Annotated in this window: 7 protein-coding genes and 2 pseudogenes; 6 read left to right on the top strand and 3 right to left on the bottom strand. The window is 73.4% G+C overall.

Going from position 1 to position 7,856, the window contains the following annotated elements; all coding sequences use genetic code 11:
• Positions 1-87, top strand: a pseudogene (locus tag ABZ281_RS28310) (antibiotic biosynthesis monooxygenase); the annotation flags it as partial.
• A gap of 17 nt (positions 88-104) precedes the next feature.
• Positions 105-377: pseudogene (locus ABZ281_RS28315) on the top strand (cytochrome P450); the annotation flags it as partial.
• Between the two features lie 22 nt (positions 378-399).
• On the opposite strand, the gene ABZ281_RS28320 reads toward ABZ281_RS28315, so the two are convergent.
• Complete coding sequence (locus tag ABZ281_RS28320) at positions 400-1,323, bottom strand: NAD-dependent epimerase/dehydratase family protein (RefSeq protein ID WP_356659933.1); 924 nt, start codon at positions 1,321-1,323, stop codon at positions 400-402.
• Positions 1,320-2,291 (bottom strand): ScbA/BarX family gamma-butyrolactone biosynthesis protein, encoded by a 972-nt coding sequence (locus tag ABZ281_RS28325; protein ID WP_356659935.1) that lies wholly within the window; start codon positions 2,289-2,291, stop codon positions 1,320-1,322. The genes ABZ281_RS28320 and ABZ281_RS28325 overlap by 4 nt, the downstream gene beginning before the upstream one ends.
• Positions 2,292-2,663: 372 nt before the next feature.
• Between ABZ281_RS28325 and ABZ281_RS28330 the strand changes: the two genes are divergently transcribed.
• The 4 genes from ABZ281_RS28330 to ABZ281_RS28345 all read left to right on the top strand — a co-directional run bounded on the left by ABZ281_RS28330 (position 2,664) and on the right by ABZ281_RS28345 (position 6,288).
• Positions 2,664-3,344: a ScbR family autoregulator-binding transcription factor gene (locus tag ABZ281_RS28330; RefSeq protein WP_356659937.1), complete on the top strand. Its 681-nt coding sequence runs from the start codon at positions 2,664-2,666 to the stop codon at positions 3,342-3,344.
• A gap of 135 nt (positions 3,345-3,479) precedes the next feature.
• Positions 3,480-4,919: a DUF2252 domain-containing protein gene (locus tag ABZ281_RS28335; protein WP_356659939.1), complete on the top strand. Its 1,440-nt coding sequence runs from the start codon at positions 3,480-3,482 to the stop codon at positions 4,917-4,919.
• 117 nt (positions 4,920-5,036) lie between these two features.
• A complete protein-coding gene (locus ABZ281_RS28340; protein WP_356659941.1) occupies positions 5,037-5,894 on the top strand; it encodes a hypothetical protein in 858 nt (285 codons plus the stop codon).
• Between the two features lie 64 nt (positions 5,895-5,958).
• Positions 5,959-6,288, top strand: a complete 330-nt coding sequence (locus ABZ281_RS28345; protein WP_356659945.1) for a rhodanese-like domain-containing protein — start codon at positions 5,959-5,961, stop codon at positions 6,286-6,288.
• Positions 6,289-6,321: 33 nt separating this feature from the next.
• Here ABZ281_RS28345 and ABZ281_RS28350 read toward each other — a convergent pair whose 3' ends face one another.
• Positions 6,322-7,455 (bottom strand): acyl-CoA dehydrogenase family protein, encoded by a 1,134-nt coding sequence (locus ABZ281_RS28350; RefSeq protein ID WP_356659943.1) that lies wholly within the window; start codon positions 7,453-7,455, stop codon positions 6,322-6,324.
• Positions 7,456-7,856: the final 401 nt, after the last annotated feature.

Consider the following 7,856-nt stretch of genomic DNA (forward strand, 5'->3'; position numbering starts at 1 on the left):
CGGGCGACGCGCGCCGAGCCCGGCTGCCTGTGGTTCGACTGGTCGCGCAGCGTGGACGAGCCGTCGGAGTACGTCCTCGTCGAGGCCTTGCCACCAGCCGTGACCACGTGTCCTTCGGCCACGGCGTGCACCACTGCCTGGGCCGGCCCCTGGCCATGGCCGAGGCCACCGTGGCCCTGACGTCGCTGTTCGCGCGCTTCCCTCGGCTGGCCCTGGCCGATCCGTCGCGTCCGCCGAAGCGGCTGCGGTCCATCATCTCCACCGGTCACGAGGAGTTGCCGGTGCTGCTGCACGGCCGGGGTCCGGGCAGTGGCCCGCGCCCGGAGGAGGCGGAGGGAGCGGGGGAAGCAGAGGCGAAGGAATCGGAGGCGGAGTGAGCGGGGGCGGAGGCTCAGGCGGTCAGGAGACTTTCCGGCCCTGGAGGAACGCGCGGTACCAGGGCGCCGCACGGCTGAACGCGGCCGCGAACCCCTCGCCGGGCGAGCAGTCGAAGTCCTTCCAGAACGCGTCGTCGGCGAACCAGTGGTCGACCGTGAGCATGCCGAGGTGATGGAGGGCGAGGGGAGACCCGGCGGCCCGGTCCAGGGCGGTGGCGACGTCCACGGCCGCACCGCCGCCGGGCATCTCCAACTCTCGGCCCACGGACGCCAGCAGGTCGGGGACCGCCACCGGCTCGGGGTGGTTGACATGGTGCACACCGCCGCCGGGCACCGGGGCGAGCGCGGCGGCCACCACCGCACGGCCGAGGCTGTCGACGTCGATCATCGACTGGAGCGCATCACAGCCGGTCAGGGTGGCCGACAGCTCCTTCAACAACCACACCAGGCCGGGGATCATCCAGTGGTCGCCCTCGCCGTACACGAGGTGCGGGCGCAGCACCAGGCCTCCCGCGTCGAGGACGTACCGTTCGGCGGCGGCCCGGGTGCGGCTGGTGGGCGACGCGGGCGCGATCGGTACCTCCCCGGGGCGCACACCGCGGAAGGGGCCCCGGCCGTGGACGGCGGCCGTGCTGACGTACACGATCCGGCGTACTCCGGCGCGCACTGCCTCCTCGACCAGGGCGCGGGTGCCGTGGTCGTTGACCGCCTCGACGGTCTCGGCGTCGCCACCGACCCGCGCGGCGCAGTGCACCAGGACGTCGGTGTCGGCGCAGACGCCGCGCAGGGAGGGCGGGGCGCAGAGGTCGCCGTGGACGTACTCGGGGCCGTGTGGTGCGTTCCGGGACAACAGGCGTACATGGGCGCCCGGTTGACGTTGTGCCGTGGCGGCGACCCGGCTGCCGACGAAGCCGCTCGCGCCCGTGATCAGAAGCTTGACCCTCACGACAGGGACCGTACCCGCGTCGGCCGGGCGGCGGTCAGGGAGGCGGTGAAGACGGACTCGCCGTCCTGCCGCCCCGACACCCGTACGGTGACCTCCCCCGGGCTCTCGTCGAGGACCTCGGCCTCGATCCGGCACGGGCCGTGCAGCTCGGCGTACCGGGTGAAGCCGGCCGTCATCGTGGACGGCAGGAAGGGGTGCCGGCCGGACGCGGCGGTCGCGGCCTGGCGGGCCGCCTCGAACAGGACCATGCCGGGGACGTGGTCGTTGGGCCGCGGGAAGAGCACCGGGTGGCCGGTGTCGACGCGCAGGTGCCAGACGCCGGGGCGGTCCGTGGGTGCGAGGACGACGTCCTCGGCACGGGCCCGTCCCGCGATCTGCGGCGCTATGCCGGGCAGCAGTGGCACCGGGGTGTCCAGGGCACTCACCTTGCCTGCCCGCAGGCGGCGGTAGGCGCGCGGGGAGGTGCAGCCGGTGCTGCCGGTGCCGCGGGCGACGAGCCGTCCCGCGCGGCGGAACTCCATCGTCGTCCGCATGCTGTGCAGGCCGCGGCCGCGGCGGCGGACTTCGGAGCACACGACGTCGAACTCGACCGGCTCGGCGGCATCGGCCAGCAGCAGCGCGGACGGATCGACGCGGACCGTCAGGTCCCACATGACGAAGTGTGTGTCGGCCGGGGCGCCGAACTCGGCGTGCGCCAGCACCATCGAGGCCTGCCGCAACGTTTCCCCCACGATCATCGGGTCCTGGTGGCGGTCGTCCACGGGGCCGAAGAAGGAGTGGGCGGCCGGCCAGTGCGCGGTGAAGCGGAAACGGGTGTCGGAGATTGGGGTCCACCGGGCGGGGAAGACGTCCGTCTCGGTGGTGCGATGGGCGAGTTCCTTGGTGACGGTGGTGTGGGAGTGGGGAGCGGTGCGTTCGGTGACGGGAGATGGTGACACGGGTTCGTCGGTGATGGTGACCGGTGACACGGGTTCGTCGGTGACGGCGGCGAAGGGCGTGGGCTCTCCGGTGGCGGCTGCCGGTGGCTCGGGTTCGTCGGTGGCGGGACACGGTGGTGCGGTCTGTGGGGGGACGATGCTCTGTGGCGGGTTCTCGACGGTCGTAGCGGCTCCGTTTGCCGGACGGCCCCCGCGTCCGGTCTGATCGTCCGCGAGTGCGCTCAAAGGCCCTGTCTGCGGCATGAGAACCCCCAGGATCGGCTGCCTGGCCGCGATCGACGCCAGACTAAGATACGGACGAGCCGGTTCTTTTCAAAGGGTGAGCCAAGCCGCTGGGACAGGCCCTCGCGCCCTCGCGACACAGCGACTTCACAGGGATCGACGGAGATCAGGAGGCACCCGATGGCGCGACAGGAGCGCGCGATCCGCACCCGGCGGACCATCCTGGAGGCGGCAGCGGCCGTCTTCGACGAACGCGGCTACACCTCGGCGACCATCGGCGAGATCCTGGACCGGGCAGGCGTCACCAAGGGCGCGCTGTACTTCCACTTCGGCTCCAAGGAGGAGCTGGCGGTGGGGGTGTTCGAGGAGCAGCTCGCGATCACGCTCCCGCCGCAGTCCAGCAAGCTCCAGGAACTCGTCGACTCCGGCCTGGTGATGGCCCGCCGGCTGCGGTCCGAACCGCTGGTGCGCGCCAGTGTGGGGCTCGCCCTCGACCAGGGAGCCATGGACCTCGACCGCACCCCGGCCTTCCGGATGTGGATCGACCAGAACACGCAGATGCTGGGCGAGGCGAAGACGCGGGGCGAGTTGCTGCAGCACGTCGACGTGGCGGAGACGGCGGAGCTGCTGGTCGGCAGCTTCTCCGGGGTGCAGCTGCTGTCCCAGCTGCGCTGCCAGCGGCAGGATCTGGAGCGCCGGGTCGTCGTACTGTTCGAGCACTTCCTGCCCAGCATCACCGTTCCGGCGGTGCTGGCCCGGCTCGACATCACCGTGGACCGGGCCGAGCGGCTGCTGACGCAGGCGCGGACGGATGAAGAGGCGGTGGTGCCGGTGGAGGCCACCGTGCCCTCGGGGACGTAGCCCGCCGCTGCCGTACGGACCCGGCACGGATTGTCCACAGCTGTGGAGTTGTCCACAGGGTGTGACGCGTTTCGGCCGCCGGTTGTACGGTCGGCACGAGTTGATGTTCGTACGCGTGCGGGGGAGGCGGTCGGGATGACCAGGGCTGGAGCTCAGGACGAGGACGGGGCCACGGCGAAGGACGAGGCACCGCCCCGGCTGCCCCGGGTGCGTGGCTTCGCGAAGTGGCCGGCCGAGGGCTCGCCCAAGGACGAGGGCAAGGCCCTGCGCAAGCGGATCCCGCGCAGCGCGCACGCCACGCTCGACCTGGACGCTTGCCGGCCCGACGCGGTGAGCGCCGTCGAGGAGTCCGGCCGCGGACGGCTGCCCGAGCTGACCCCCATCCGGGTCGGCCGCATGGCAGCCACCCCGTTCGCCTTCCTGCGCGGCTCGGCGGGCCTCATGGCCTACGACCTGGCGCGCACGCCCATGACCGGGATCGGGGCCCAGCTCTGCGGCGACGCCCACGCCGCCAATTTCGGCCTGTACGGGGACGCGCGCGGCGGCCTGGTCATCGACCTGAACGACTTCGACGAAACGGTCTTCGGCCCCTGGGAATGGGACCTCAAGCGCCTCGCGGCCTCTCTGGTGCTCGCGGGCCGGGTGGCGGGCGCCGACGAGGACCAGTGCCGCAAGGCGGCGTACGACGCGGCGGGCGCCTACCGCAGGACCATGCGGCTCCTGGCCAAGCTCCCGGTGCTGGACGCGTGGAACGCCATCGCGGACGAGGAGCTCGTCTCCCACGCGGACGCCCATGATCTGCTCGGCACGCTGGAGCGCGTCTCCGAGAAGGCCCGCCACAACACCAGCGGCCGCTTCGCGGCCAAGTCGACCGAGGCCACCGAGGACGGCGGACGCCGGTTCGTCGACGCCCCGCCGGTCCTGCGGCGCGTCCCGGACGCGGAGGCCGCGGCGGTGGCCACGTCCTTGGAGGAGTACGTCGGCACCCTCCAGGAGGACCGCCTGCCGCTCCTCGCCCGGCACGCGGTGCAGGACGTGGCCTTCCGCGTCGTCGGCACGGGCAGTGTCGGCACCCGGTCCTACGTCGTGCTGCTCCTGGACCACCGGGGCGAGCCGCTGGTGCTCCAGGTGAAGGAGGCGCGGGTGTCGGCGCTGGTGCCGCATCTGGTGACGGCCGGTTTCGAGGCGCCGGAGGCCGGTCACGAGGGCCGTCGGGTCGTGCTGGGCCAGAAGCGGATGCAGGTCGTGAGCGACAACCTGCTGGGCTGGACGACGGTCGACGGGCTCCCCTTCCAGGTCCGTCAGTTCCGCAACCGCAAGGGCAGCGTCGACCCCGCCGCCCTGGCCGCCGACCAGATGGACGACTACGGCCGCATGACCGGCGCGCTCCTGGCCCGCGCCCACGCCCACAGCGCCGATCCGCGGCTCATCGCCGGGTACTGCGGGAAGAACGAGGAGCTGGACGAGGCGATGGCGGACTTCGCCGTGGCCTACGCGGACCGGACCGAGGCGGATCACTCGGAGCTGCTGGCGGGGGTGCGGGCGGGGAAGGTCGCGGCGGAGACGGGGGTGTAGGCCGCCGGGGCCGCTCGTGCCGCCCCGGTCCCCCCATGCCGCCCGGGCAAGTCGGCAGCGCCCCGGTCCTGCCCTCCGGAGCGCGGGCGCCGTCGGTTCGTCACCTAGGCTGGTCGGGTGACGACCCCGGAAGCTCAGCAGGACGGCGACGACGCCGCACGGCCCGAGGCGCGGCTGGAGCGGGCCGTGCGGGCCGCCGAGCAGGCGTTGATCGAGTACGAGATCGCGGTGGAGACCTTCCGCGTCGAGGTCGAGAACTTCTCCCGGCTGCACGAACAGAAACTCGGCCCGCTCTACGCCCGGCTCGAGGATCTGGACGCCCGGATCCTGGAGGCCAGAGCCGCCCGCAGCGGCGACCCCGCGGACCGGCAGCGGGCGGACGAGGCCCGGGCGCGGCTCGCCCCCATCCCCGGCGTGGAGGAACTGCTGCACGGCTGGATGGACGGCGGCGGTCTGTTCCCGGAGGCCTCCGCGATGCTCACGGACCAGCCGGTACGGCCCCCGCAGCGGGTCCGCCCCAGCGAGGAGGCCCGCAAGCTCTACCGCGACCTCGCCCGCAAGGCCCATCCGGACCTGGCGCAGGAGGAGAAGGAGCGCCGGCGGCGCGAGGAGTTCATCACGCGCGTCAACGCCGCCTACGCCCGGGGCGACGAGGCGGAGCTGCGTGAGCTCGCCGCGGAGTGGGCCAAGGGGCCCGAGCTGAAGCAGGGCCCGAGCCGCGCCGAGGAGCTCTACGCCCGCCTCGAATGGCTCACCCAGCGCAAGGAACTGCTCGGCCTGCTCGCCGGGGAACTGGAGGACAGCGCCATCGGCCACATGCTCCAGCTGGCCCCGGACGACCCGGACCGGCTCCTGGACGAGATCGGGCAGGGCCTGCTCGCCCAGGTCTCCGAGCGGGAAACGGAGCTGGCCGCGCTGCTCGGCGAGGGAGAGGGCCGGGGCCAGGGTTGGGGCGACGGCGGGGGCCAGGGCTGAGCCGCGTCCCGGCGGTGCTCCGGCCGGTTCGGGTAGCGTCGGACGCATGAGTTTTGGAGCTGGTGTGCCCACGGTAGCGGTCGCGGACCTCAAGGACGGTGACTTCCTGCTGGACGTCCGGGAGGACGACGAGTGGAAGGCCGGTCACGCCGAAGGGGCGCTGCACATCCCCATCAGCGACTTCGTCGCCCGGTACGGCGAGCTGACCGAGGCCGCCCCGCAGGACGGCCGGGTCCATGTGATCTGCCGCTCCGGCGGCCGGTCCGCCCAGGTCACGATGTACCTGGCCCAGCAGGGCGTCGACGCCGTGAACGTCGACGGCGGCATGCAGGTGTGGGAGGCGGTGGGCCGTCCCGTGGTGACGGACGACGGGCAGCAGGGGTTCGTCCTCTGACACCTGGCGATCAGCCGGCCCCGGCCCGCGCGGTCAGGCCAGTGGGTGGGCCGCCAGCAGGTCGCCCAGGGCCGCTTCGTGGGCCGCGGCCGGGCCGAGTGACAGTTCCAGGTGCTTGGCCCAGGCGTGGTAGCGGTGCAGGGGGTAGTCGACGTCGGCGCCGAACCCGCCGTGCAGGTGCTGCGCGGTCTGCACGACCCGGCGTACGCCCTCCGCAGCCCAGATCTTGGCGACGGCCACGTCCCCGGCGGCGGGCAGCGGGCCCGGTGCCCCGGAGGTGATCCGCCACGCTGCCTGCCACAGCGTGGCCTCCATCGCGCGCAGGTCGATGTAGCGGTCGGCGGCCTGCACGGCGACGGCCTGGAAGGTCGCGATCGGGAACCCGAACTGCTCCCGCTTGCCCGTGTACTCCCCGGTCATCCGCAGCACGCGCTCCCCGAGCCCGAGCGCCAGCGCGCACGTCCCGGTGGCCAGCAGGTCCCGCAGCCACTCCCACGCCCCGTCGGTGTCGATGACGTCCCGGGCGGGCAGCCGTGCCGCCTCCAGCCGCAGCTCGCCGAGCCGCTCGCCGCTGGTCGAGAACTGCTCCGCGAGGACGGCGCCCTCGTGCCCGCGCGGCACCAGGGCGAGCACGGTCCGTCCGGTCCCGGTGTGCGCGGGGACGAGCGTGACGTCGGCGTCGTAGGCCCAGGGCACGGCCGTCTGCACCCCGTCCAGCACCCAGGTCCCGCCGTCCTGCCGGGCGGTCACGGCCTGCTCGGCCGGGTCGTGGCCGGTGCGGCCGTGCGCGGCGACGGTCAGGACGGTCTCGCCCCGGCCGGCCCGGGTGAGCAGGTCCGCCTTCGCCTCTTCACGGCCGTAGGCCTGGACGGCCGCCGCTGCCGCGCAGCTCTCCAGCAGGGGCACCCTGGCCAGGACCTTCGCCGACTCCCGCAGCACCAGGCAGAGCGCGACGGCGTCCAGCCCCGCCCCGCCGTACCGGGCGTCGAGCAGCAGGCTCAGCAGGTCCGCGTCGGCGAGCCTGGCCCACAGGGCGCGGTCGCAGGTCTCGGCGACGGCGCCCGGGGTCATGGCCGGGCTGGGCACGGCGTCGGGTGCGACGCCGGCGAACACGCCCTTCGCAGCCTCGGCCGCCGCCTGCTGCTCCTCGGTGAAGGTGAAGTCCACGGTGCCTGTCCTTCCGGCCGATCCCGTTGAGCTGACGGTGCGTCAAGATAGAACAGGTTCTAGAAGAAGGGAATGGGTGTACGGGCGGGCACCGTAGGGTGTCACTCCGGTGGACGAACGGCCGGAGCGCCCTGTGGATAACCTGCGGGGGTCCCCTGTGGGCCAGGGGGATCGCGGCTCTCGGACGGTCGCACTCGCCGTACGGTCGGCCTTCGAGGTGTGGCGACGGCCACGGCGGGACCGGTGGACAGGGGCTGTGCCCGGGTGGGTGTCCTGAGTACCGTGCCCGTGCCGACGCCGCGCAGGGCTGCGTGGGCGGTACGACGCCCTCGCGGCCGGGCGGGCGGAACGACGGACCGGGATCGTGGAACGGGGCGGAATGGACGCGTACGACGAGGGCT

Origin of the sequence: Streptomyces sp. NPDC006265, from assembly GCF_040613555.1 — a bacterium.
In the GTDB taxonomy this organism is placed as follows: domain Bacteria; phylum Actinomycetota; class Actinomycetes; order Streptomycetales; family Streptomycetaceae; genus Streptomyces.